Below are 24,862 nucleotides of genomic sequence, written 5' to 3' on the forward strand. Positions count from 1 at the left end.
AAGCGCGAGGATCGCAACGCTGACCTGGCTATGAAGAACATCGGCTTTCTGTCGTTTGGTCATTACCAGAGCGTTCCGGGCTCGCGCGTGCACACGGCTCAGGATGCCTTGACGCAAACGATCGAACTCGCAGAGGCGGCGGAAGAGGTCGGTGTCGACGGCGCATACGTGCGCGTGCACCACTTTGCCCCTCAGCTTGCATCTCCGTTTCCACTGCTCGCAGCGATGGGCGCACGAACGAGCCGAATCGAACTCGGCACCGGCGTCATCGACATGCGCTACGAGAATCCTCTGTATATGGCTGAGGAAGCGGCTGCTGCCGACCTGATCAGCGGCGGGCGCCTGCAGCTCGGCATCAGTCGCGGTTCACCCGAGCACGCCGATCGCGGCTTCGAGGCATTCGGCTACGTCACACCTGCAGACACGACAGACGCAGACTTCGCGCGCCAGAAGACCGAGGTGTTCCGAGCGGCAATCATTGGCTCTGGAGTCGCGAAGGCCAATCCCCAGATGGCGGGACATATGGGTGCACTTGCGATCGAGCCGCGATCTCCCGGGCTCGAGAAGCGCATCTGGTGGGGCTCCGGTTCGCGGGCCACAGCAGAGTGGACGGGCACCCAGGGCATGAACCTCATGAGCTCGACTCTCCTCACCGAAGACACGGGAGTTCCCTTCCATGAGCTTCAGGCTGAGCAGATTCGCCTGTACCGACAGGCATGGGCGGATGCTGGTCACGACGGCGAACCGCGGGTGTCGGTGAGCCGCAGCATCATGCCGCTTGTCACTGACGACGATCGTCGCTATTTCGGGCTGCGGGCGCAGGCAGAGAGTGCCGATCAGGTCGGACACCTTGACGGTGGCTTGGCGCGCTTCGGCAAAAGCTATATCGGCGAGCCCGATGTTCTCGTGGCCGAGCTCGCAGAAGACTCCGCCATTGCGGAGGCAGACACGCTTCTTCTCACGGTGCCGAACCAGCTCGGGGTCGAATACAACGCGACGCTGCTCGAGAGCGTCGTGAAGTTCGTGGCGCCAGGGCTCGGTTGGCGGTGACTCGTGACGGGCGCTGAGCCGGCGCGGGACGCATGAGCGACAAGGAGCCTGCGGGCGACGCAGATGCTGCTCGTTCGCCAGAAGCACGGCTGCTGTTCTGGCTGAGAGTTCCGTATGCCGCCGACGTCGTTCTCGTCATCATCGGGGTCGCGCTGCTCATCGGTGATAATCCCGTTGGCTGGTGGGCGCTCATCTTTGCCGCTGTGCGCGCAGTCGTCGGAACGATCGCTCTGTTTTGGCTCTATCCCCGAATACGCTCCGGCCACCGCTGAGCGGCTCGCAGTTTCCAACTCATGAATTTCAGATGGCGGGTTCGGGCCGCGCGCGGAACAATGAGATCCATGCCCGTTGATCGCTCCTACATTCGCGTCAAAGCCATGCTGATCGCACCGCATGTCGACGACTCTCGCCATCTTGTCAGCGTCAATGCGCCGACGAGCGAAAGCCCACGGGGTTTTCACCGACTGGTCGGGGGCAGCGTCGAACTCGGAGAGACGCACAGGGAGGCGATCATCCGTGAGGTCGAGGAGGAACTCGGAGCCCGCATTCTTGACCTCACTCACCTCGGCATGCTCGAGAACATCTTTCACTACAACGGGGAGCTCGGCCATGAGATCGTCGCTTTGTACTCTGGCCGTCTGGAACCATCGCCCTCTGACGACGGTGGCACCTTGACTGAGTCTGACGGTTCGGTTGCACCTGTCGTGTGGCGGCCATTCGACGATGCCGACACAGAAGTGCCCCTCTATCCAGCGGCGGTAATTGATTGGATTCGCGGCTTCCGAAACTTACCCGACGGCCGCGTGTATAAATCCAAGAAGATATCTGCCTCAGAATGACTAATAGCGCCAACGCGGCTGGCAACTCGGGGCACCCAGATCGTCGTCGGCGACGTCACTGTCAGCACCGTGATCGCATCGACCGCCCGATATTCCGCACCATGCTCCGAAAGACCTACGCAAACAATGCAGCATCGGAGGTGCTGTTATCGGACAGTGACGCGAAATGGACTCTCGCATACCCGGGATCGTTGAATGCCAGCGACACTACTCAGCGCACCACGGTCATGCTGGAGAAGGTCACGAAGTTGCCACTCTTCCCCTCGACATCTCGCGCGAATGTTGCTGAGTTCGTGCTCGATACCGCCGTTGACAACAGCTTTATCCGTCAGACGGTCGTCGTCACCGACGCCAAATAGCAACGGAGGAGCACGGTCGCACTCCACAGCCCTGATCGCGGAATCTCGTTGCTATACGTGATCAAAAATTCTGAATTCCGCGGTACCAGAGCACACCTCATAGCGCTGCGAGTGATTTGACTCGTGCGTATGGTGTTCCGGGGCCGCCGCGTACGTCAGGTGCGCGGCCCGGTATCTCGCCGGTCGTCTGGAGGGTCACGGTCGTCGTCTTCGTTGTCTGTGATGCGGCGTCGTTGTCCTAGATACCGTCGATTCACGTACCAGTCTGGTGGGGTCAGTCTGGGGTGGCCGTTTTTGTCGCGGGTGAGGGACCATTCGCCGTGGTCGAGGAGTCTGTGGTGAAACCAGCAGACGATCAGGCCATTTGCAACATCTGTTCGGCCGCCGTTTTCCCATCTTTGCACGTGATGCGCTTCACACAGCCACGCCGGAATGTCACAGTCGGCAGCCGCGCAGGTGTTCCCATCGCGGGCGATCAACGCCAAACGCTGCTTCGCGGTGAAGAACCGTTGCGCGGTCCCGAGGTTGAGCACGTCGCCGTGTTCGTCGATGTGCACCTGGCGGGTGTCGCCATCGCACTGCATCTGTGTCACGAACGACATGGGTAATGGTGCTGGTGTTCCCGGTGACCAGGCTGCACCGGTACCGGCGTCGAGGTCCTCGTTCTTCACCGTCACCATCACTGTTGGGCCACGGCCGTGCAGTTTCGGTGTGGAGGTCATCTTCCCCACACCGGCGATGATCGACGTGAACACGTCTGCGCGTTCCTGCTGCTTTGTCCGCTCCTCGGGTGCTTGCTTGGTCGCGGCGAGCTCCTCAGCATGCATAAACGTCGGCGACGTGCGCTTTGACATGCACGCGTCAAACACCGGTGTCACCTGCGCAGCCTGTTCCGGTGAGAGCACCCCGGTGATCTTCATCGATCCGTCGTCTTGGTGTTTGAAGACCAGTTTGCGTGCCTCATGGAGTTCTTCCGCTGTGGGTTCGACACCGTCAGGGTCCAGAGCAACACGAAACACGCGGGCCTGCTGCCGCACAGCATCGGCCGTGAACGGCACTTCACCGAACGCACCCGTCGCATTACCAATCAGCGTCTTCTCGGCCCAGTCGATCTGCTCGGGGGAAACCCGGGGCAGAATCGGTGCCAACGTGCTGGTGATCGACTCGGCAACATCCAGACCAATCGTGCCCTCCGACAACGCCTGCGCCGTCTGGGCGAACACCGGGTCGAGGGGCAAACCGGTATCCGACACTCTCGGTGTTGTGTGTTTGGCGACTGTCGCGAACCGATACACTGTGGAGTTCTTCGCCCCCGTGATCACCTCAAACAATGCCGTGGGGCTCTTCGCCCCGTGACGGGCAGCAAGACCATCAAACCCAGCATCCGTGTCAGAACGGCGGGCAATATCGCCCACATTGGTGACTTGGCGGCCTTCGACAAGGCGGGTGATGTTTCCCAGGACGCCGACGTAGTTCAGAAGGGCATTCGCGGAGAGTTCCGTCGGGTCGATCGACGCAAGCTCAGCCACACCCGCCAGAGCGCCATCAGCGGTGCGCGCAGCGACAGCATCCGCACCCTCATTGGGTTCGAAACCAGGTGCCGCGACTGCTTCCTGCATGACCAAAGTATCGCAGGACCCACCGACACTCCCACCGACAGAACACCCGGTCAACCACCCATTGTGGATAACTCACCAAAGTATCTGCCTGTGGACGAAGAAACAGCCTAGGGGGCGTTCTCCGCGGTGACCCTCCGCATTGCTGGCGTCGCTACGGTACGCGAGCGATGGCCAGCAGATGGATGCTCAAGTCGCGGATTCCAGGAATTGTGCTGCCCCTCCGGGCGAGCGCGAGAGCGGCATCCGTCAACTGCTCGTTCCCGACATCAACGTTCTCAAGCAAAAGACCGTTGGGGCCCTCGACACCGTGCACGTCGATCAGATCAAGCCCGGACGCCGTCACCTCGGCCGCCAATTCGTCCGCCGTGTGGAAGTGGCCCGCCGGAAATCGACCGCCGGCGATCGGTGCGCCGTTCTCGAACAGGTTCGTGAGCTCCGACGTCAAGTGCGGCTCACGCGTAAGCGTCGCTGCCTGAAACGCGACTTCTCGGGAAAGCGCCGCAGCGAAGACAATGCCGCCCGACCGCGTCACGCGCGAGGCCTCGCGAAGCGCACGCACTCGGTCATCGTCAGCCGCGAGGTGGTACAGCGGGCCGAGCATGAGTGCAGCGTCGAACTCATCATCGGCAAACGGCAAGTCGCGGGCGTCCCCCACACGCGCGCTGATGCCCGCGGTTCGTGCCTTCCCGACCTGTTCTGCCACCGGATCGATCAGCTCGACCTCGACTCCACGCTGCAGCAATGGCAACGCGTGAACGCCCGTGGCCCCTCCGATGTCGATAACGCGCCCCGACTCGACGTGCTCCGCGATGAGCTCTTGCGTTCGGCGATGCTCCAGCACGCCCTGCGACGACCGGGTTGTGAGGCGAGCGCCCTCATCGAACTGCTCCCTGTAGTACGTGCGAATGCGCTCGTCGATGTCGCCTTGATCGGCCATGCCTGCTCCCGGGTCGTCGTGAGGGAACACTATCGAACCGGTGCGGGGCAGAAGAATATTCACGGATGCCGCGGGGGCGACCCACAGCATCCGAATCTAGACTTGAACTATGGCTGTCGTGAAGATCAACGCAGTGAGCGTTCCGAAGGAAGCACGCGCCGAGTTCGAGCGCCGCTTCATCAATCGAGCGCGCACGATCGACGATTCCCCCGGGTTTCTGGGATTCGAGATGCTGCGCCCCGTCGCTGGCGACGACCGCTACTTCATCGTTACCCGCTGGGAAGACGACGAATCATTTGAAATGTGGCGCGATGGGTCGGCTCGTGCCTCCCACAAGGGCGAGCAGGGAAAGCCGGTCTTCGCAGAGGCGAACGTGCTCGAGTTTCAGGTTGTACTGGACGTGAAGCCGAAACGATAGGAATCGTCCCGACGGCTCCATTGTGAAATAATCGCGCCGGTCTGCTGTGCGGACAGAGAGGTGCGGAATGTGGCTGGATACGACATGTGGGTCGAATACGGGCTCGGTTGGGACGATGCGATTCGCGTCGTCATCTCGTGCATTGCTTTCTACGGCGGAGTGCTCCTCCTCGTCCGCGTCCTCGGGCAGCGAACCCTCGCGAGTCTGTCAAGTTTCGACCTCGCGGCGATCATTGCGCTTGGCGCCGTCATCGGTCGTGCGATCCTCGGCGATACGCCGACGCTGTTCGCTGGCCTTCTCGGTCTGGCCACCCTGCTGATTCTGCAGGCAGTCACGGGGCAGATCAGGCGCATTCGCGGCGCCGCGCGCCTTGTGAACAACCCCGCCGTCGTGCTCATGGCCGGCGACGAGCTTCTTCGAGACAACCTTGCACGCACACACATCATCGCGGACGAGGTGTACTCGACACTGCGGCATTCCGGCGTCAGACGATCCTCCGAGGTCGCCTGCGTCATTCTCGAACCGACAGGTCAGATCAGTGTGCTCAAGCGGGGTGAGTTGATCGAACCGGAGTTCCTGCACGGCGTCGTCGGAGCCGACCGCATCCCCTCCGAGCTTCGCGCCGCAGAGTAGCCTCGGCCACGAGACCCACAGCATCCCCCCGTCGGGAAATTTTGCACAGGTTATTCACAGATTCTGATAGCGTCGATGGGAGCGACGGCATCGGGGCCGCCGCCACGCTGCAGAGGCGCACGCCGCGAAAGGGGAGAACTCCATGGGTTCCCTTATTCTCATGATCATTGGGTTGGCGATGTTTGTCATCGGCTACCTGGTCTATTCGAAATACCTTGCAAAGCGGGTATACAAGCTCAACGAAAAGTTCAAGACGCCAGCCCACGAGCTTAACGACGGCGTCGACTACGTTCCCACCAACAAATACATTCTGTGGGGACACCACTTCACGTCAGTGGCAGGTGCCGCGCCCATCGTCGGCCCCGCGATTGCCGTCATCTGGGGCTGGCTGCCCGCTTTCCTCTGGGTGACTCTCGGCACCGTCTTCTTCGCGGGAATGCACGACTTCGGCACACTGTGGGCCTCGGTGCGAAACAAGGGCCGCTCGATTGGCGCGCTCTCGGGCCGTTACATCGGTAAGCGTGGTGCGAACCTCTTCCTCATCGTGATCTTCCTGCTGCTGCTCATGGTGATCGCGGCATTTGCCGTCGTGATCAAGAACCTGCTCATCAGCACGCCGACCGCGGTCATTCCCACCTGGGGCGCAATCGTCGTCGCTCTGCTTGTTGGCGTGGCGGTCTACCGTCTGCGGTGGCCGCTGATTCCGGTGACTGTTGTCGGTGTGGTTGCCCTATACGCATTGATTGTTCTCGGCAACAGCGTGCCTGTTGTGCTTCCTGAGTCAACACTCGGCATGAGCCCGGCGACATTCTGGATCGTCGCGCTCTTTGTCTACGGCGGTATCGCATCGCTGTTGCCGGTATGGGTGCTTCTGCAGCCGCGCGACTACATCAATGGCGTACAGCTCTTCGTCGGTCTGATCCTCCTCTTCGGTGCTGTGCTCGTTGCCACGCTTTTCTCAGCAGTGAAGCCCGAGATCGTGGCTCCGATGATCAACACTGATCTCCCTGCGGGAACACCGAGCATGGTTCCGCTGCTGTTCGTGACGATCGCCTGCGGCGCCATTTCCGGGTTTCACGGCATGGTCTCCTCTGGCACGAGTTCCAAGCAGCTCGACAAAGAAACAGACTCTCGATTCGTCGGTTACTTCGGGGCCGTCGGAGAGGGACTGCTCTCGCTCGGAACGATCCTTGCGGTCATAGGCGGAATCAAGTCCGCTGCCGCCTGGGACGAGATCTACAGCTCGTTCGGAGCAGGCGGCGTTGACGCTTTCGTGCAGGGCGGCGGCGCCCTCATGGAAAACGGTCTCGGCCTCCCCGCATCCTTGAGCGCAACCGTGCTGGCCACCATGGCTGTGCTGTTCGCTGCGACAACGATGGACACCGGCATCCGACTTCTCCGCTTTGTTGTGCAAGAAATCGGGGATGTCTTCAGGTTCAAGATCACCAAGGTTCCAGCCACTCTCGTCGTTCTCGTTGTCGGCCTCGGACTGACGTTCTCGCAGGGGCTCGGGGGTGAAGGCGGCCTGCGCATCTGGCCGCTGTTCGGCACGACAAACCAGATCATGGCTTCGCTGTCTCTGTCGATCATCGCGGTGATGCTGATTCGAAAGAGGCGCAACCCACTCCCGGCGATCATCCCTCTGGTGCTGGTGTTCGTGCTGTCATTCTGGGCGGCGATCGAACAGCTCGCCAGCTTCACGGAACCCGGCAACGCCGATTGGCTCTTGTTCGCCCTCGATGTGATTATCATCGTTGCGAGCATCTGGGTCGCCATCGAAGCCGTGCTCGCCATGCGCCGCGCGGCGAAGGAACCGCCAGAGCCTGAGCATGAGGATGCCGAGCTCTCCGCTGTGCGAGAAGACGTCTGACGTCGTGACACCAGCGGAAAGCGCGCCCCAGCGCCGGGAGGATTTCTCTCGGCGCTGGGCCGCTTTTCGCGATGGCCTGCACGAGTTCTACGTCGGCCCGTACCGACAAACCTTCCTTCGAGAAAAACGCGACGAAGATGACCTGTTCATGATTGTCGTGCTGGGCGAGGCGCTGGGGGTTCCCGACCCTGCGGCGTTCTACTCGGCAGAGCTGATGCCCGCCGTCTGGGAGGACTTCCACGCGTGGCACAGGCGCATCGGCATCCCCAACTCCCCCTTGGATCACATCGCATGCTGCTAGACCTGGCGCGCTCGCGCCGCATTCTGTTCGTCGGGGGCAAGGGCGGGGTCGGAAAGACATCTGTCTCGGCTGCCCTTGCCCTCGCCTACGCACGTGACGGCGGGCGCGTACTGGTCGTCTCGACCGACCCGGCGCACAACCTCGGCCATGCGTGGGATCGGCAGCTCTCCGATGGCCTGGCGCGCGTCTTCACGCACGAAGACGGGTTCGTGGATGCTGTCGAGATCGACCCGCAGGCGACAATCGAACGTCACTTCGCCACCGTTGCAGCGACGATGATGCGCTTGCTTCCAGACCGCCTTCACGCGTCGGCGCAACAGCACCTCGACCAGGCGAAATCAGCACCAGGCAGCCACGAATCTGCCGTGCTCGAGCGCATTGCCGAGCTCGTCGAGATCAGTCGCGACACTCACGATCTCGTGATTTTCGACACCGCGCCGTCCGGCCACACGCTGCGGCTGCTTTCGCTTCCCGAAAAACTCACAACCTGGACAGAGACGCTGCTTGCCAGCCGCGACCGTTCCGAGCGTTTCGCGGCAGCGGCCCGCAGCGTCGTCGGCACGAAAGATGACGAGCCGTCGGCAGACGCAGAATTGCGTCGAACGCTCATTGCGCGTCGTGACCGTTTTGAGCTCTTGCGTAGTCTCGTCACCGACTCGCTTGCTACATCGTTCATCGTCGTCAGCATTGCCGAGCGCCTTCCCGTCGCCGAATCGATTGACGTGGTGCAACAGCTCACCGAGCTCGGTATCGACGCCTCGTCGATCGTCGTCAACCGTCGTTCGCCCTCCGACGCGGGCGAGGTGCTCGCCGACCGCCGTGCGCGGGAGGAGGAGCACCTTGCCCGGCTCCGCGAGGCCGTCGGAGGCATCCCGATCACTCAGATTCCGCTGCTCGCGGGCGACCTTGCGGGTGCCGACGCCCTGAGCGAGCTTGCTGAGCATCTCGTCACAGCACCAGAACTGTGACGTTACGGTGCGCCGGTCGGGAGCTGCTCCCGGCCGGCTCACACGTGTGTGGAACCCTTAGGTGGTGCGGGCCAACTTGCGAGTGCGGCGGCGGGATCGACGCCAATTCCGGTGGACGTCGACTACCCATCCGGGTAGCTTCTGCCGCTCGCGTTCGACAACGGCCTGAACCTCCGGCGACATCGCCATTGGTGCGGGATACATCGTTCACTCCGATCTCTGAACTTAATTGTCCCCGCCCGCGAAGAGCAAAGCAATACCCCCGTTTGGCGCGTGATCAGGGCGATGTGGGCACCTCGGTCGTCAGGCTGAGCGGGCGCAGCGAAACCCGAGGTGCGTCGTCGCTGAATCTTCGGTCTGCGGCGAGCGCGCCGCTGGCCGATACCGCTGGCAGTACTCGGGGGCGCACAGGTGCGATCCGCCCTTTGTCACGTGACTGATGCTCGAATCGGGCAGCGCCGACGTCGGGCTGGCCGCGGCCTGCCGCGATGACTCCGGCCCACACCCGCAGCCGCAGCCTTCTGCCGGCTCGGCCGCGGCGGGCGATGCCGTGAGCAGGGACCGCCCGACGGGTGCGGCGAGACTCGCCTCGAGGGCCTCATCACGATGGCTCGCGGTGAACGCGCTCGACGTCCACTCCCACACGTTGCCAATCATGTCGACAAGGCCGTATCCATTTGGTTCGAACGTGCCGACGGGAGAAGTGCCCTTCCAGCCGCGTGCCCCCGTGTTCTCGTAGGGGAAGTTTCCCTGCCACGTGTTCGCGCGCAATTCACCGCCGGGCGTCAGATCGTCGCCCCAGGCGAAGTCTGCGCCGTCGAGCTCTCCGCGGGCGGCACGCTCCCACTCCTGCTCCGTCGGCAGCCGCTTGCCTGCCCAGGCGGCGTAGGCCGCGGCATCCGTGTAGCAGACCTGCACGACGGGGTGATCGTCTTTGCCCTCGATGCTCGAGTTGGGTCCAAACGGATGCTGCCAGTCGGCGCCGGGCACCCAGCTCCACCATGCGCGCCAATTGCGCAGGTCGACGGGGCCGTCGGTCTCATGGAATACGAGACTGCCCGGAGCGCGGTCGGCCTCGCTCAGCTGGGGGAACTCTTCAGCGTCGAGGCCCATCTCAGCCACTGTGACGAACCCTGTGGCCTCGACGAATGTACGAAACTGCCCATTGGTCACGGGTTGCCTGTCGATGAGAAACTCATCGACGCGCGTCATGAAGACCGGGCCTTCCTCTGGGTAATAACCCTCTGAACCCATGCGGAACTCGCCCGCGGGAATCCGCGCCATATCATCCACTGAGCGTCCCACCTTCGTTGTCGCAGAATCGAGCGTCGCCACCCGTGGCTAACAGCTTAGCTTCGGCTGATATGCAGTGCCTGCGCACGGCTCTTCTCAGACAATCATTAGTTAGGTTGTCCACAACTTGGTTGTGTGCAATATTGGGATTATGGCAGTGACAGATGACATGGTGTGCTTTTCGCTCTATGCAGCATCACGTGCGACCACCCAGGCATACCGAGCTCTGCTCGAACCATGGGGGCTGACATACCCCCAATACCTCGTTCTCGTGACCCTGTGGGTCGAGGACGACCAGACCGTCTCGTCTCTCGGCGAGAGACTGCAGTTGGACTCGGGCACGATGTCGCCGCTGCTGCGCCGCATGGAGAGCTCAGAACTGGTTCGTCGAGAACGACGATCGCCCGACGATCGAATCGTGACCGTCGCCCTTGGTAAGCGCGGCATTGAATTGCGCTCCGAGTTGTCTCACATCCCCGGAACCATCGCAGAGGGCACAGGGCTCGCCGGCAAGGACGCCGCTCGCGAGCTGATCGACACGCTCCAGCAGCTGACTGCGACCATGCACTCAGCAGCGCAGGCTCCACACGCAGGACTCAAAGGAAAGGCAGCAACGTGAACATTCTCTACACGGCGGAGGCGCTTTCGAGCGGCGAAGGACGCAACGGACGCGTCACATCAAGCGATGGGTCGTTCGCGCTTGACATGGCCGTTCCGGTCGAGATGGGAGGACCCGGTGCCGGTGCCAATCCGGAGCAGCTCTTTGCCGCCGGGTATGCCGCCTGCTTTCATTCCGCCCTCCAGGGCGTCGCCCGTTCCCAGAAGATCGCGATCGCCGAATCATCGGTGGGTGGTCGCGTGCACATCGGACCAAATGGCACAGGCGGCTACGAGCTTGCCGTGCACCTGGAAGTCGTGATTCCGGAGCTCTCTCACGAGAAAGCGCAAGAACTTGCGGATGCTGCACACAAAGTCTGCCCCTACTCAAATGCCACACGCGGCAACATCGACGTCACAATCAGCGTCTCAGACGACTGACTCGAAAGGAGAACCACATGCGCGCCATCATTCATCACAGTTTCGCTGAGCCCGAAACGGTACTTACCGTCGAAGAGGTCCCGCTCCCCGAGCCGGCCGAGGGCGAGGTGCGCGTGAAGACGCTGCTCTCCCCCATTCACAACCACGACCTGTGGACAGTTCGCGGAACCTATGGCTTCGTTCCGGAGCTTCCGGCGCAGGCCGGAACCGAGGCCGTCGGAACAATCGACGCCCTCGGCCCCGGAGTCGAGGGCCTCGAGGTCGGACAGCGCGTCGTCACAGGCGGAACGTTCGGCGTGTGGGGCGAGTACTTCACGGCGAAGGCGGCGGGCCTCATCCCTGTTCCCGACGCGCTTCCCGATGAGTCAGCCGCACAGTTCGTCTCTATGCCGTTCAGCGCGATCAGCCTGCTGCATTCGTTGGGCCTCGAGAAAGACCAATGGATGCTGCAGAACGCGGCAAACGGTGCGGTGGGACGCATGGTGGCTCAGCTCGCGGCGGCACGCGGCATCCATGTTGTCGGCCTTGTTCGTCGCCAGGAGGCCGTCGACCAGCTTCGCGACCAGGGAATTACGAACGTCGTGTCCACGAGTGATGCCGCCTGGCGTGACAACATCGCAGCGATCACAAGCGGCGCCCCGATTGTCGCCGGAGTGGATTCGGTTGGCGGCTCCTCGGCCGGCGACGTACTGTCGCTTCTCGCCAAGAACAGCACGCTTGTCGTCTTCGGCGCAATGGACGGCTCACGCGTTGAGCTTTCGTCAGGCGACCTCATCTTCAAGCAGGCAACGGTGAAGGGGTTTTGGGGGAGCATCGTCAACAAAGAGATGGATGCCGCAACAAAGGGTGAGCTGTTCGCTGAGCTCACGACACGCGTGTCGTCTGGGGAGCTGACGCTTCCCGTCTCCGCGACATTTGGCTTCGACGATGTGCGCGACGCGGTCACGGCGAGCCTCACCCCCGGTCGCGTTGGCAAGGTACTCCTGAAGCCCTGATCGATCTTCAGGCACGGTCACGAAGCAACGCCGGAACCGGCTGCGACGGGTGCGGCTCGTCTCGCAGTTCGGCTTGCAGCATCCAGAGTCGCACCGTCAGTTCTTCGCGCAGGTCAGCGTACGCGGCGTCGCCGTACACATTGCGACATTCTTCTGGATCGTTCTGAAGATCGTAGAGCTCCCACTCGGGAGGGTAGGTTCGGCCCGATGACCCGGGCAGCCCGAGGCCGTCGTTGTAGAAGTAGATGAGCTTGTATCGTTCCGTGCGCATGCCGTAATGCGCAAACGCATGGTGATTGATGTCGTCGTTCTCGAAGTAACGGTAATACATGGCACGGCGCGTGGGTCGCCCAGGGTCGGTCGTGAGCTGCGGCCAGATGCTCATGCCCTGCATGCGTTCGAGCGCATCGGTTCCCGTCGCCTCGAGGATCGTCTGCGCGAAATCGACGTTCGTGACGATCTGCTCGAGCGGCTCGTCGCGGTGCGGAATGCGCGACGGGCAGCTGATCAGCATCGGCATGCGCAGCGATTCGTCGTACATGAAGCGCTTGTCGAACCAGCCGTGGTCGCCGAGGAAGAAACCCTGATCGGAGCTGTACATCATGAGGGTGTCGTCGAACTCACCACGGGCGCGCAGCCAGTCGGTGACACGACCGACGTTGTCGTCAACAGACGCGACGCACGCGAGGTAGTCCTCCATGTACCGCTGGTACTTCCACAGCACCGCCTGCTCGTAAGTGAGATCGGCTGGTGGTGACTCTTTGAGATCTGCCAGCGTCAAGTGATCGGCGATGCGCATTGCCGCACGGTGCGCCGCAGACGTGCGCGTTGAGTAGTCATCGTCAAAGGTGTCGGGCACCCGAATCGGATCCGAGTACATGCCTTTGTGCTTCTCATCCGGTTCCCACGGCCGATGAGGCGCCTTGTGGTGAATGAGCACGCACCACGGCTCGTCGCCCTCGAGCGATTCAAGCCAGTCAAGAGCGAGATCGGTGATCACGTCTGTCGCGTAGCCGTCCACAATGGCGACGCCATCCTTCGTGAGAATCTGGGGGTCGACGTACTCCCCCTGATCGCGCAGTACTGCCCAATAGTCGAATCCCTGCGGGTCGTGACCATCGCCCTCTCCCATATGCCACTTGCCGACGACAGCCGTGCGATACCCGGCGGCCCGCAGCTGGGAGATAAACGTCGGCTGGCTTGCGTCGATAGGCGTCTCGAGCGTCGTCACGCCATTGATGTGACTGTACGTTCCGGTGAGAATCGATGCCCGGCTCGGCGTGCACAGCGAGTTCGTGCAGAAGCAGTTGTCGAGGCGCACGCCGGCGTCAGCGATCTCATCGATGCGCGGCGTGCGGTTAACGACGGAGCCGTAGGCGCTGATCGCGTGAGCCGCGTGATCGTCGGTCAGCATGAAGACGATATTGGGGCGCCCGCTCGGCTCGGTCATTGCTCCCTCTCGAGAATCGCTTGATGCTGCCACTGGCCGTGCCGGAAGGCTATTTCTGGTACGCCTCGTCGTCGAAACCGCTCAACGACGGGTCATAGGCGACGCCGCCGACCGGGTACATCGACGTCATCCAGTGGTAGAACTTGTCGCCGCGCTCCACAAGCAGCGCGTACAGTCGCTCCATCATCTCGTTGCGCGTCTCTGCCATATCCGGAAGCGCGTAGACGTTGAGAAGCTCATCCGGGTCGCGCTCGAGATCGTAGAGCTCATTCACCGAGTCCGGATTGACGATGAGCTTGTAGCGGTCATTGCGCAGCATCCTCTGCGGGTAGGGGAAGTGATGTCCGTGAAACTCGCACACGATGTCTTCTTGCCACTCGGGAGTCTCACCCTCGACAAGCGGAACAAGACTGCGCGAATCGACGGCGGGAGCCGGGTCGAGCCCCGCGAGCTCGAGGAACGTCGCTGTGCAGTCAAGCAGGCTGACGAACTCGTTGCGCACCTGCCCCGCGGGAGCGCCGGGAATGCGCACAATGCCCGGGGTCCGGTAGATGTCTTCATACATCGCCGGGCCCTTGTCGTGCAGGCGGTGCGAGCCCGTGAACTCGCCGTGATCACAGCTGAAGAACACGGCAGTGTCATCGACGAGTCCGAGGCGAGTCATGGCCTCCATGACCCGGGCGATCTGGCTGTCGATTAGCGCGACATATCCCCAGTAGATCGCGATGAGCTTGCGACTCGTCTCGAGCGGCATCGTGTCGAATGCCCAGTGGTCGCTGTAGTTCTGCTGCACCTGCGGCTTGCCCGAGAACGTCTCAGCAACAGACTTCGGCATCTCGATGACTTCTGGATCGAACATGTCGAAGTACTCATCCGGCACAACGTACGGCAGGTGCGGGCCGAAGAAGTTGAGTGCAAGGTAGAAGGGCTGACCGTCGTTACGGTAATCGGCAGCGTAGCGCTCGAGCATCTCAATCGTGCGTGATGCGAGGTAATGCTCGAACGTCGCTTCAACGGGCTGGTGCAGCCGAGCGGCGAGCAGGTTGCCCGGCCCGCCGTTCGGCAGCGTCCCACGAATCTGATCGCTGATCTCGTATGCGGGCAGATCGTTGTCGTGCAGGTATGCCAGGTAGTCCTCGTGCTCAACCGGGTTGTGCCAGCCGGCGAGATCGGGCCCGTCGAACCCGAAATCGGCGGCCGTGCGCTCGGTTCCCGCGTGCCACTTGCCGATCAGCCCGCAGTTGTACCCGGCCGCCCGAAGATCGGCAGAGAACGCGTACTGGTCCTCGGGCAGATCCTCGATGTACCCGACATTGCGCTCGTGGTTGGCGAGAAGCTTGTGTCGGAACGGCGCTTGGCCTGTGAGCAGGCTCGCCCGCGCAGGGGTGCAGATCGCGCTCGGTGTGTACCACCGGTCGAATCGTGTTCCCGTGCGAGCGAGCTCATCGAGAGCGGGCGTCTCCGCGAGCTGATTTCCATAGGCGCCGAGCGTGTCCGCCCGGTGCTGGTCGGTCATCAGAAAGAGGATGTTCCTGGCTTGTGACAACTTATTTGCCTGCTTTCAGGAAGAGATCACCGGTGTAGTAGTCGGCGGGGTCAACCGGCTCGGGCAGCTTTCCGGCATCCACGAAGTAGTCGTTCATGCCTTCGAGCCACTCATTCACCGAGCCGTCTTCTGTGAGCGTGTCGATCTCGTCGAGACTCAGAATCTGCACGTTTCCCGCGTCGGCCTTCACCTTTTCGGGGTCAAGCGCCGAGAAGTCAGCGGTGAGCTGAATGGACTCATCCACGTTGTTCGCGCGGTATTCGATCGCCTCGCGAAGTACCTTGAGCACGCGGTCGAGCTTCTCCGGCTGCTTTTCGACGACGTCATTTCCCGCGACGAACGCCGTGGGGAACGCGATGGTGTCTTCGAAGTCCTTGTTCTCGGCGAGTTCGACGAGCCCGGGCACCTGCTCCTTGACCGTTGCCAATGCGGGGTACCAGAAGCCGGCTCCGTCGACCTTCTTCGACGCGAGCGCAGAGACGATCGCCGACGGCTCCATGTTCACGACATTGATGTCGTCTTTCGTCATGCCTGCCTTTTCGAGCGCAAGCGTGAGGATCATATCGCCCGAGGTTCCCTCGGGAACGGCGACAGTCTTGCCTCGGAGGTCTTCCATCGACTCGATGCCCTCTTGAGCGACGACACGGTCGGCCTGACCGAGGGTGTTCATCGAAACGAGCTTTGCCTGCCCGGATGCTGGCAGCCAGAACGCGCCCGGTCCGATGTAGCCGAAGTCCAGATCTCCTGTTCCCAGTGCCTGAATCTGGAGAGGGCCGTTGGTGAACGGCGTCGTTGTGATGTTCACCCCGTTCTTCTCCCATAGGCCCTGATCCTTGGCAATCGCGAGCAGGCTTGTTCCGTTGTAATCGGCGATGTAGCCGAAGTTGACGTCGATGGCCTCGACCTCGTTGCCGGCGTCATCTGTTGCTCCGCTTGAGCAGCCTGCCAACGCGAGGGCCACAGTGACGCTGGCGGCGACGGTGCCGAGCAGCTTTGTGGTGAATGACATGATGCAGTCCCTTTCATGGGGGTTGGGGCCGACTGAGGGGACTCAGGCGGCGAGGATCCGGTGCTGTTACCGGGGTTACTGGTGATACACCGCGTGCCACACGCGATTGCGCAGCTCGGCGAACTCCGGGCTCAGCCGGACTTCTTCGGTGCGCGGGTACGGCAGATCCACATCAATGACCTCGTGGATACGGCCGGGCCGTGCCGCCATCACGACGACGCGATTGGCAAGGAACACGGCCTCATCGACGTCGTGCGTGATGAACATGACTGTGCGCTTCTCACGGTTCCAGGTGTCGAGAAGCTGTTCCTGAAGCTTGACTCTCGTGAGCGCATCGAGAGCGCCAAATGGCTCGTCCATCAGCAGAATTGACGGGTTCACCGCGTAGGCACGGGCAATGGCGCAGCGCTGCTTCATTCCTCCGGACAGCATCTTCGGCAGAGCATCGGCGAACTGGCTGAGGCCCACCATGTCGATGAAGTGCTCGGCGCGCTCCCGTCGATCCTTTGCGTTCACGCCGGCGACCTTGAGGCCGAACTCCACGTTCTTGCGCACGGTGAGCCAAGGGAAGAGAGCGTACTGCTGAAAAATCACGCCGCGCTCTGGGCCGGGACCAGACACGCTGCGCCCATCGACGAGGGCCTGTCCGCCCGTTGCTTCTTCGAGCCCGCCGAGAATGTTCATGAGCGTCGACTTACCGCATCCGGATGGGCCGACGACGGTGACGAACTCGTTGTCGGCGATGTCGAGGTTCACCTTCTCGAGAGCGACGAATTCCTTGTTCTTCAGTTGAAACGTCTTGCGAACGTTCTGAATTGAGATCTTTGCTGTTTTCGTTGCGGCTACCATGATCAGATCCGTTCCTGCCAGCCCGTGAGTCTGCTCTCGGCGAGCAGCAGAAGCCTGTCCATGACGAGGCCCAGAATGCCGATGCAGACGATGCCGACGAAGATTGTCGCGAGGTCGTAGTACAGCTGCGCTTGCTGCATTCGGTACCCGAGCCCGGCCGGAGCGGCGAGAAGCTCGGCGGCAACGAGTGTCGCCCATGAGGAGCCGAGACCCGTGCGCATGCCGACGAGAATGAAAGGCGTGGATGCCGGAACCACGACGCGAGCGAAGATGGTCCCGTCTTTCGCACCGAGTACGCGCGCTGCGTTGATGAGTGTTCGGTCGACGCTCACGACGCCCTGGTAGGTGGAGATCACGCAGACGAGGAAGGCGGCAAGGAAAATCACGAAGATCTTGGGAACTTCGCCGATACCGAGCAGAACGAGCACGAGAGGGAGAAGCGCCAGCGGCGGGATCGTGCGGAAGAACTGAATCCACGGTTCGAAGAGCCCACGGCCGATCGTGTACCAGCCCATGAGAAACCCGACGGGAATGGCGAGGGCCGAGCCGAGGATGAAGCCGGTGAGCACACGGCCGAGGCTGGCTGCCAGGTCTTGCTGCAGAAGACCGGACGCCCACAGTTGCACGCCCTTCTCGATCACCTCGGGAGGGGTCGGAAACTGAAATCCCGCGAGCGCGAGCGTCCACCAGATTCCGATGCCGCCGACGACGGAGATCACATTGAGGGTGAGCAGCTTCGAGCGCTTCGTCATCTTCTTCTTCGCGCCGGAAGGCGGTTTCGGTGAGTCTGACGCCACTGCCATCGTTACGGTTGCCGAGCCTCCCGCGGTGACGGGCGACTGCTTTTCTCTGTCTGTGGGGTTCGTCATCTCTGCTACTCGTTCCATGGCAGAACTCGTTCGTTATGGGCGGTGGAAAGCGTCATGAGTTCGCGCTCCTTTGCGACTGCTGCTGCTCGGCGGGCGTTGAGGGCTCGGGGTATCCGGCGAGAAGCGGTGACTGGTGAAAGATGGCGGCGATGGCGCCGAGTGCGCCATCGTTGTCGTAGAGCTGGGCAGCGCGCACGACCAGCGGCTGCTCGGCAGGAATCGGGTACAGCTCGTAGCGGATGGTCGCCGCAGCCTGCTCCACGATGACGGGGGCGATGCGCACGACTTCACCGCCGATGACGACCTCGCGCGGGTTGAGCGTCATGGCGGCCGCGCCGAGCACCCGACCGATCGCCGTGCCAACCTCGCGCAGCACGACATCGACAACCGGGTCGCCCTTCTCAACGGCCGCGGCAAGATCGTCGAAGGTCTCGAGCTGCACACCTCGACCGCGACACGCGGCGAGGATGGCGGGCACGGAGGCGACAGTCTCGAGGCACCCACGCTTGCCGCAGCGGCACGTGACGCCGGCGGGGTCCACGGTGACGTGACCGAGTTCGCCCGCAAAGCCCTTCGTTCCCGAGACAAGCCGCCCAGAGACGACGAGGCCTCCGCCGACGCCGTCGGACAGCCGCAGGTAGATGAGGTTGTCGACGACGTCCGAGCGCGTGCTTGCCTCGGCGAGCGCCGCGAGTCGCGTGTTGTTGTCGACGAAGACAGGGGTGTCGAATCGCTCGGCAAACGCGGCATCGACGCCATCGGGCATCAGCTGGTTCTTCCAGCTCACGGGTCCGGAGCCGCTTGTCTTTCCCGTATAAGGTCCCGGAACCCCGATGCCGATGGCCTGGAGTGCGCCGTAGTGCACGCCAGTCTCTCGACTCAGGCGCTCAATCAGTTCGAACGCCGTTGACAGGCGCTCGTTCCACGGGGTGCCGTTCGCATACTCTTCACGCCCGGATGCGATCACATTGTGCGACGCATCGGCAACGGAAACGTGCACGCGCCTGTGCCCAAAGTCAACGCCGATCACCTGGCCAGCGCCGGGGTCGAGAGCGAGTCGCTCGGCGGGGCGTCCACTGCCCGCACGCACTGCCGCGTCGGTGTCTGCGACGACGATTGCTCCCCGCTGCAGCAGACTCGCGGTGATCTCCGAGAGCGTGGTGCGCGAGAGACCGACCCGGGTCGCGAGATCGCTGCGACTCAGGGCCCCGTGTGCACGAAGTGCCGCGAGTACGCGCTCCTCGTGTGTGCGTCTCACCAGGGCTCGCACGCCGTTCGTCATTGACATAACAGCCACAATCTCAGCGCAGAATTTTTCCGTCAACCATCCGGCAAAAAACTTTCAGAATTAATTCTGACGCCGTCAGAAGTATTCGCGACTGAGCGACCCGGCAGGCAAAAAGGGGCGCCCGTGTAGCACGGGCGCCCCTTCGCGTGCTTGGTGATCAGTCCGTGGGTCGCTCCACGTAGAGCAGATCGCCAAACGGGCCGGCCTGCTCCATGCGAACGACACCAGCCACGGCGGCATCATCGATGTGGTCTGGCTCGGACCAGTAGCCGTGAGCCGGGTTGCGGAAGAACGTCATCCACACGGTCCCCTCCTCATCGACGAACATGTTGTTGTGACCGGCCCCGACGCCCGCCGTATAGCGCTTCGAGTACGGCCCTTCGAAGGAGTCAGACACGGCGACGATGGCGTCGTACTGCGACTTCTTCCCCGTGTTCGGCAGGTACGAGCAGACAGCATCCTCGCCTTCACCTGATTTGTTCGCCCAGACCGCGTGCATGAGGTAGTACTTGTCGCCCACCTTGGTCACCGTTGCGCCCTCCAGGTACGGCTCGGGTGAGAACGGCTGCTGGTCGAAGGTCGGCAGATCGGTGGGGTGCTCCAGGTTCTCCATGTCTGGTGTCAGCTTCGAGTAGAGGTCGTTGTGCAGCACGAGGTAGGTGTCATCGCCCTCGTGGAACATCCCGCCATCGATGTGGTAATACTGCGGATTCGATGCCCTGACAGGGTCGCCCAGGGGGTGTTCAATGCTTCCCTCGATGTTGCGATACGGCCCTTCAATGCCGCCTTCGCTTGCCAGCATGAAGGTTCCGGTCAACTTCGACGGGTCACCCATTGTGGCCATGATGTACCACGTGCCGTCGATGTACTGCACCTCCGGTGCCCAGACGTTGCCTGCTCGCTTCGACGGGTCATCCGGATGCTTGTACGTCTGCCAGTCCGCGACCACAGTCTTCTCGTCTGTGTTCTCGTCGACGAACTCGGGCGACCACACCTTGCCCTTCGTCTGGTCTGGCCGCAGCGATGTCGTGTCGACGAGCGTCCACGGTCCGTCCATCGACGGCGCAGTCCACATGTAGAGGCCGTCGTTCCACGGCCCTGCTTTGTCAAGCTCCGCCACCTTCGTCGTTCCCGTCGCGACGTACAGCGTCTCGCCGTCGACCTCGAAGTGGTTCACGTAGGTGTCACGCATCCAGACTCGGCCCTGCTCTGCATCCTGCGGCCGTGTCTCGAGATCGAGCACCATCGAGTTGTGCACCCCCGGCGTGATCTCTGCCCGGTCGTCGGCTGTGCCGTACGGCATCGGCAGGGGCCAGCTGGCTGGATGCTGCGCGGCCTCGCCGCCCATGTCGTAGGTGTGCACGTATTCGAAGTTCGCGTCGGCTCCCTTCGCGTTCATCGAGAGCAGTCCGAGCTGCAGGTTGCCGAGCGTCGACAGCGACCAGACTCCGCCCCACTGCCAGTTTTCGCCATCGGTGCTCGATGCCATGCGAACGTCATATTCTTCTCCTTCGTCATCACGCTGAACGAAGAGTCGCAGCCATGTCGTCTCGGCAGGTGCTGCTCCGAACATCGGTCCGTTCGCGACCGCTGTCGGCGGTGTTGTCGTCGGACGCGAGCCTTCTTTGCCGAATTCGGTTACGTGCTCGACGTGGCCCATTCGGCTGATGGGAAGAACCGTGTGCGTCAATTTGACGTAGCTGTCATCGTGTTCGTACAGCACGAGTCCGGCCTGCTGAGCCGCCTTCGTTGGGTCAAACGTCACCTTCGTCTCGACCATGTAGTTGTTCTGCGGCGCATCGCGCAGCAGAACGGATGCCGTATTCGTCCCCTTATAGAGTTCGTCGCCGTTCGTCGGCCAGACGAGCGAACCGTCGCTGACGCCTGAGCCTTCGGCCTGCCCGCGTACCCACCTCCACGCGTCGTCATTCTCTGCGGGGTTTCCGTCCGCGTCGAAGTCGTCAGAGTACTCGCTCAGCAGCTCTCCCGGCTGCGGATCGGCAACGCGCTCCGTCACAGGTGTGAAGAGCTTCGCGGCGCTGATGTTGTCGCCATCCATGACGGCACCGGATGCTGCGAAGCCGACGGATCCGTGCGATTTCGCCTGTTCGGGCGCTGTTGCCTCGACAACGGCGAGCGGCTCGCCCAGTCCATCGTTCGCGACCTCTGCCGTCACGGTGCTCCCTCGCCATTCGACGGAGACCACGTGCCACGTGCTGGCATCAAACGAGTCCGGAAGAGGTGCCGACTCGGTCACGACAGCGCTTCCGTGAACGATCTCAATGCGCAGTTCGTTCGCTTCGGCGTCGATCCATGCCGTCGTTCCGTTCCGCCCCTTGCTTCCCAGTACCAATCCTGTGGCGCCGGCCGAGGTGTCGGCGTCTGCCGCTGTGAATCGGATGTCGGCCTGCACGCGCAGATCCCCCGATGCCTTCTTCTGGCTTGTCACGGTGGCGCCGCCCGACATGGCGCTGGAGCCCGTGCCCTCTGCGGTCATGCGAATATGCTTGCCCGCATCGTCGTCCGTCGCGATGTCAACGCTGCTTCGTCCGCGCTTCTTCCACGACCGCAGCGACCCGTCGGCAAAGTCCGACCCGACGATCGGCGTCGTCACGGGTGCCGTTTCTTCGCCATTCGATGGGCCGGCTCCCGCCCGCACAACGGGCCAGCCGTCGATCCAGTCAAGTCTGTCGATCATGAGCGGACGCTTCGAGAGATTGAGGTTGCCGACAGGTGGAAAGTCGGGGTCGGCGGTCGGGATCGCGTGATAAACAAGCCAGTCTTGGCCAGACAGATCAGTCTGGATTGTGTTGTGTCCCGGCCCCGCGAAGCCGTTTCCGTTGGAGGTCAGCACGAATCCTGCGTTGCTGCTCGTCGACATCAGGTCGATTCCATCATCGTCGACGAACGGACCGCGAGGGCTGTCTGAGCGCCCTGCCTTGACGGTGTAGCCGCTGAACGAGCCGTCGCAGCATCCGGCATCCGAATACATGAGGTAGTACATGTCGTCGTGCTTCACGACAAGGCCTCCCTCCATGCGTCGCCCCTGTGCAATCTGCGTCACGTCACCGGTCAGTGCCGTTGCCTCCTCGTTGAGCGCGGAGACACAGAGCAGGTCGTAGCTTCCCCAGTAAATGTAGTGCGTGCCGTCGCTATCGGTGAAGAGTGATTGGTCAATGTTCCCGGTCGGGCAGCCTTCGACTCCCTTACCGCTGATCAGCAGGCCATGGTCTGTCCAGGGCCCTGTTGGAGTTTCGGCTGTGAGCAGCGCGACTCCCCCGTTCGACAGCGAGTAGGTCAGAGAGTACTGGCCGTCGAGATAGCGGATGTCCGGAGCCCACGGGCGCGTACCCGCCGACCAGTAGTCGGGGCGATCGCCGCCTTTCTCATAGACATCGCCGACGTGCTCCCACGTCACCATGTCTGTCGAGCGCATCATCGGCAAGATGCGCTCCCCCTTCTCGCCGTCGCTGTTGAAGATGGGGTTTGTCGTTCCGTACGCGTACCAGGCCCCGTCTTTTCCCTTGATTATGGCGGGATCGGGGAACGAATCGACAACTCCTTCGCTCACCGGGTTTGTATACGTGCCCGAGGCTTGCGTCCCAGCTGACTGCGGATGCTGGTCGGCCGACGCAGCCCGTGGCGGCATCGCACCTCCGATGAACACGCTCGCGGCAATGATGGCCGCTGCTCTTGCTGTAACCGATCTCCAACGCATGTGATGCGCTCTCCTTCTTCGTTGAAGTTGCCGCGCACGCACGCGCAGCAGCGTCGGCGCGCGTGGATTCGCGGCACGACGGTGATGATCGGGGCGACGTCTCGACGGCGGCGATGACGTGCATCGCGTTGCTGCCCGCGCCCCTTAAGTGCTTCGCCACCCATCTAAGGGAGAACTCATTTTTCCGTCAAGACTCCGGCGGAAAGAACATGGAAAAGGCTGACGCACCGTGAGATCGGCGCGAGTCGTCCCGGCTCAGTCGGCAGATCGCATGCCGTGTACCGCCTGATCGTAGAGGTCCGCAAGACTCGAGGTGCCGCCTTCTTTCGTCCACAACTCCCCTGCGACATCGAGACACGCGATGCAGCAGGCCACGATCGCCTCCGCTGACGGGTCACCCTGCCCGTCCTGAATGCCGAGCCTCAGCCGGATGTTGGGCACAAGGAGTGATTGCCAGTGCAGATGCTTCTCGATGCTGCGCGAGCGCAGCGATGGTGTTTCATACATCATCTTTGCGATCTTGAGGGTCGTGCCCGAATCACCCTCGAGAGCTTCAATCGCGTCGAAGGCTTCGCGCAGCGCCTCCCAGGGTCCGACGGAAAGCGGAACAGCTTCGAGAGCCTCCTGCATCAGCACGCCCTGACCCGCCAGGTCGCCCAGCACGACGTCCTCCTTCGTGCGGAAGTACCGAAAAAACGACCGACGGGAGATCCCGGACGTCTCGGCTATCTGATCGATCGTCGTCTGCTCGAAACCTTGGTCGAGAATCAGCCGCATAGCCACGGTCGTGATCTCGGTCAGAGCCGCCTGACGCGATCGCTCCCAGAGGGTAGGTTCAGGGCTCATGACTTCCCAGTGTAGCCGAGATGCCTAGTTGGCACTGAGTGCCCGCTAGGCATACGATGCAGGTATCCATCGACCTCACCCGGAGGAGCCAACATGCCCACCATCGATCACGGCAGTCAAACAGTTCTCATCACGGGCGCCAGCTCCGGAATCGGAGAGGCTTTTGCTCGCAAACTGGCCAGTCTCGGCTCAGACCTGGTGCTGGTGGCGCGCCGGGAAGACCGTCTCCAGCGGCTTGCGTCTGAGCTCAATCGGGCGCACGGAGTCAGAGCGACGGTATTGCGACAGGATCTTTCGTCCGCAACAGCGGGGGCCGACCTGCGAGCTGCCGTCGACAGCGCCGGTCTTCGAGTAACGGGCGTTATCAACAATGCCGGATTCGGTACGTTCGGCCCGTTCGTCGCCGAAGACCCGCAGCTGCTCGCTCGCGAAATCGCCGTGGATGTGTCGGCTCCAGTACAGACCAGCGCCGCTTTCCTGTCCGACATGGTCGAGGCCGGAAGCGGCTACCTGATCAACGTCGCAAGCATGGCTGCCTACGCACCAACACCACGCATGGCCGTCTACGGGGCAACGAAGGCATTCGTTCTGAGCTTCACTGAATCACTGTGGGCAGAGTTGTGCACGAGCGGGGTCACCATTTTCGCCCTTTCGCCTGGCGCAACAAGTACCGAGTTCAACTCCGTCGTTGGCACCGATGACGCGACAGCGGGAGCACGCATGCGCACACCCGACAACGTCGTCGCAACGGCGCTCGCACACCTCGCACGTCGTAACCCCGGGCCGAGCGTCATCGACGGGGCGTCAAATCGCGTTGGAGCGAATCTCGGCCGCCTTCTGACCAGGCGCACAATGGCCAGCATCATGTCCAGAATCACACAGCCCAGACACGTCGATGCGTCTGCAACGTCACCGGCGGTGACCTAAACGTTCTTCGGTTGTTCCGGGGCGCGTGCAGCGGAGGGAG

At 62.4% G+C, this 24,862-nt stretch carries 24 protein-coding genes; 13 read left to right on the forward strand and 11 right to left on the reverse strand.

Going from position 1 to position 24,862, the window contains the following annotated elements:
- Window positions 1–30: 30 nt before the first annotated feature.
- From HCR84_RS15320 to HCR84_RS15335, 4 genes are all read left to right on the forward strand, one after another.
- Entirely contained in the window at window positions 31–1,050 is a 1,020-nt protein-coding gene (locus HCR84_RS15320; RefSeq protein ID WP_166979611.1) for an LLM class flavin-dependent oxidoreductase, read from the forward strand.
- Window positions 1,051–1,082: 32 nt separating this feature from the next.
- Window positions 1,083–1,322 (forward strand): hypothetical protein, encoded by a 240-nt coding sequence (locus HCR84_RS15325; protein ID WP_166979609.1) that lies wholly within the window; start codon window positions 1,083–1,085, stop codon window positions 1,320–1,322.
- Between the two features lie 69 nt (window positions 1,323–1,391).
- Window positions 1,392–1,889 carry an NUDIX domain-containing protein gene (locus HCR84_RS15330; RefSeq protein ID WP_208322078.1) on the forward strand — a complete coding sequence of 166 codons (498 nt, stop codon included), beginning with the start codon at window positions 1,392–1,394 and terminating at the stop codon, window positions 1,887–1,889.
- A 101-nt stretch (window positions 1,890–1,990) separates the two neighbouring features.
- Window positions 1,991–2,248 carry an NAD(P)H-binding protein gene (locus HCR84_RS15335; protein ID WP_208322079.1) on the forward strand — a complete coding sequence of 86 codons (258 nt, stop codon included), beginning with the start codon at window positions 1,991–1,993 and terminating at the stop codon, window positions 2,246–2,248.
- Between the two features lie 155 nt (window positions 2,249–2,403).
- Here the strand turns inward: HCR84_RS15335 and HCR84_RS15340 are convergent, their stop codons facing one another.
- A complete protein-coding gene (locus HCR84_RS15340; protein ID WP_166979603.1) occupies window positions 2,404–3,867 on the reverse strand; it encodes an HNH endonuclease signature motif containing protein in 1,464 nt (487 codons plus the stop codon).
- A gap of 151 nt (window positions 3,868–4,018) precedes the next feature.
- Complete coding sequence (locus HCR84_RS15345; RefSeq protein ID WP_166979601.1) at window positions 4,019–4,894, reverse strand: methyltransferase domain-containing protein; 876 nt, start codon at window positions 4,892–4,894, stop codon at window positions 4,019–4,021.
- A 19-nt stretch (window positions 4,895–4,913) separates the two neighbouring features.
- Here HCR84_RS15345 and HCR84_RS15350 point away from each other — a divergent pair, with 19 nt between their 5' ends.
- From HCR84_RS15350 to HCR84_RS15370, 5 genes are all read left to right on the forward strand, one after another.
- A complete protein-coding gene (locus HCR84_RS15350; protein ID WP_166979599.1) occupies window positions 4,914–5,222 on the forward strand; it encodes an antibiotic biosynthesis monooxygenase family protein in 309 nt (102 codons plus the stop codon).
- Window positions 5,223–5,291: 69 nt separating this feature from the next.
- The gene (locus HCR84_RS15355) at window positions 5,292–5,855 is read left to right on the forward strand and encodes a DUF421 domain-containing protein (protein WP_235940724.1); all 564 of its coding nucleotides are present in this window, start codon (window positions 5,292–5,294) and stop codon (window positions 5,853–5,855) included.
- Between the two features lie 142 nt (window positions 5,856–5,997).
- Window positions 5,998–7,725, forward strand: a complete 1,728-nt coding sequence (locus tag HCR84_RS15360) for a carbon starvation CstA family protein (RefSeq protein ID WP_166979597.1) — start codon at window positions 5,998–6,000, stop codon at window positions 7,723–7,725.
- A gap of 4 nt (window positions 7,726–7,729) precedes the next feature.
- On the forward strand, window positions 7,730–8,026 hold the full coding sequence (locus tag HCR84_RS15365; RefSeq protein ID WP_235940725.1) for a cory-CC-star protein: 297 nt from the start codon (window positions 7,730–7,732) through the stop codon (window positions 8,024–8,026).
- Window positions 8,017–8,994 (forward strand): ArsA family ATPase, encoded by a 978-nt coding sequence (locus HCR84_RS15370; protein WP_166979595.1) that lies wholly within the window; start codon window positions 8,017–8,019, stop codon window positions 8,992–8,994. Before HCR84_RS15365 ends, HCR84_RS15370 begins: the two co-directional genes overlap by 10 nt.
- A gap of 303 nt (window positions 8,995–9,297) precedes the next feature.
- Here the strand turns inward: HCR84_RS15370 and HCR84_RS15375 are convergent, their stop codons facing one another.
- A complete protein-coding gene (locus HCR84_RS15375) occupies window positions 9,298–10,329 on the reverse strand; it encodes a formylglycine-generating enzyme family protein (protein ID WP_491562677.1) in 1,032 nt (343 codons plus the stop codon).
- A gap of 109 nt (window positions 10,330–10,438) precedes the next feature.
- Here HCR84_RS15375 and HCR84_RS15380 point away from each other — a divergent pair, with 109 nt between their 5' ends.
- From HCR84_RS15380 to HCR84_RS15390, 3 genes are read left to right on the forward strand one after another with little or no spacing between them, the layout of a single operon-like run.
- Window positions 10,439–10,906 (forward strand): MarR family winged helix-turn-helix transcriptional regulator, encoded by a 468-nt coding sequence (locus HCR84_RS15380; protein WP_195706659.1) that lies wholly within the window; start codon window positions 10,439–10,441, stop codon window positions 10,904–10,906.
- Window positions 10,903–11,325 (forward strand): organic hydroperoxide resistance protein, encoded by a 423-nt coding sequence (locus HCR84_RS15385; RefSeq protein WP_166979592.1) that lies wholly within the window; start codon window positions 10,903–10,905, stop codon window positions 11,323–11,325. Before HCR84_RS15380 ends, HCR84_RS15385 begins: the two co-directional genes overlap by 4 nt.
- Before the next feature lie 17 nt (window positions 11,326–11,342).
- On the forward strand, window positions 11,343–12,320 hold the full coding sequence (locus HCR84_RS15390) for a zinc-binding dehydrogenase (protein WP_166979590.1): 978 nt from the start codon (window positions 11,343–11,345) through the stop codon (window positions 12,318–12,320).
- Window positions 12,321–12,327: 7 nt separating this feature from the next.
- Here HCR84_RS15390 and HCR84_RS15395 read toward each other — a convergent pair whose 3' ends face one another.
- The 8 genes from HCR84_RS15395 to HCR84_RS15430 form a co-directional block, all read right to left on the reverse strand.
- Entirely contained in the window at window positions 12,328–13,770 is a 1,443-nt protein-coding gene (locus HCR84_RS15395; RefSeq protein ID WP_166979588.1) for a sulfatase family protein, read from the reverse strand.
- A 49-nt stretch (window positions 13,771–13,819) separates the two neighbouring features.
- Entirely contained in the window at window positions 13,820–15,316 is a 1,497-nt protein-coding gene (locus tag HCR84_RS15400; protein ID WP_276511780.1) for a sulfatase family protein, read from the reverse strand.
- Window position 15,317: 1 nt separating this feature from the next.
- Window positions 15,318–16,325, reverse strand: coding sequence for an aliphatic sulfonate ABC transporter substrate-binding protein (locus HCR84_RS15405; protein WP_166979584.1), 1,008 nt, complete (start codon window positions 16,323–16,325; stop codon window positions 15,318–15,320).
- Window positions 16,326–16,400: 75 nt separating this feature from the next.
- Window positions 16,401–17,174: an ABC transporter ATP-binding protein gene (locus tag HCR84_RS15410; RefSeq protein WP_195706660.1), complete on the reverse strand. Its 774-nt coding sequence runs from the start codon at window positions 17,172–17,174 to the stop codon at window positions 16,401–16,403.
- Window positions 17,175–17,176: 2 nt separating this feature from the next.
- The gene (locus HCR84_RS15415; protein ID WP_235940726.1) at window positions 17,177–18,061 is read right to left on the reverse strand and encodes an ABC transporter permease; all 885 of its coding nucleotides are present in this window, start codon (window positions 18,059–18,061) and stop codon (window positions 17,177–17,179) included.
- 34 nt (window positions 18,062–18,095) lie between these two features.
- On the reverse strand, window positions 18,096–19,331 hold the full coding sequence (locus HCR84_RS15420) for an ROK family transcriptional regulator (protein ID WP_244972511.1): 1,236 nt from the start codon (window positions 19,329–19,331) through the stop codon (window positions 18,096–18,098).
- 157 nt (window positions 19,332–19,488) lie between these two features.
- A complete protein-coding gene (locus tag HCR84_RS15425) occupies window positions 19,489–22,902 on the reverse strand; it encodes a family 43 glycosylhydrolase (RefSeq protein ID WP_166979582.1) in 3,414 nt (1,137 codons plus the stop codon).
- 402 nt (window positions 22,903–23,304) lie between these two features.
- Window positions 23,305–23,895 carry a TetR/AcrR family transcriptional regulator gene (locus HCR84_RS15430; protein ID WP_166979580.1) on the reverse strand — a complete coding sequence of 197 codons (591 nt, stop codon included), beginning with the start codon at window positions 23,893–23,895 and terminating at the stop codon, window positions 23,305–23,307.
- 93 nt (window positions 23,896–23,988) lie between these two features.
- Here HCR84_RS15430 and HCR84_RS15435 point away from each other — a divergent pair, with 93 nt between their 5' ends.
- Window positions 23,989–24,822, forward strand: coding sequence for an SDR family NAD(P)-dependent oxidoreductase (locus tag HCR84_RS15435; RefSeq protein ID WP_166979578.1), 834 nt, complete (start codon window positions 23,989–23,991; stop codon window positions 24,820–24,822).
- The last annotated feature ends 40 nt before the right edge of the window (window positions 24,823–24,862 follow it).

Source organism: Paramicrobacterium fandaimingii, from assembly GCF_011751745.2.
Classification (GTDB): Bacteria; Actinomycetota; Actinomycetes; order Actinomycetales; family Microbacteriaceae; genus Paramicrobacterium; species Paramicrobacterium fandaimingii.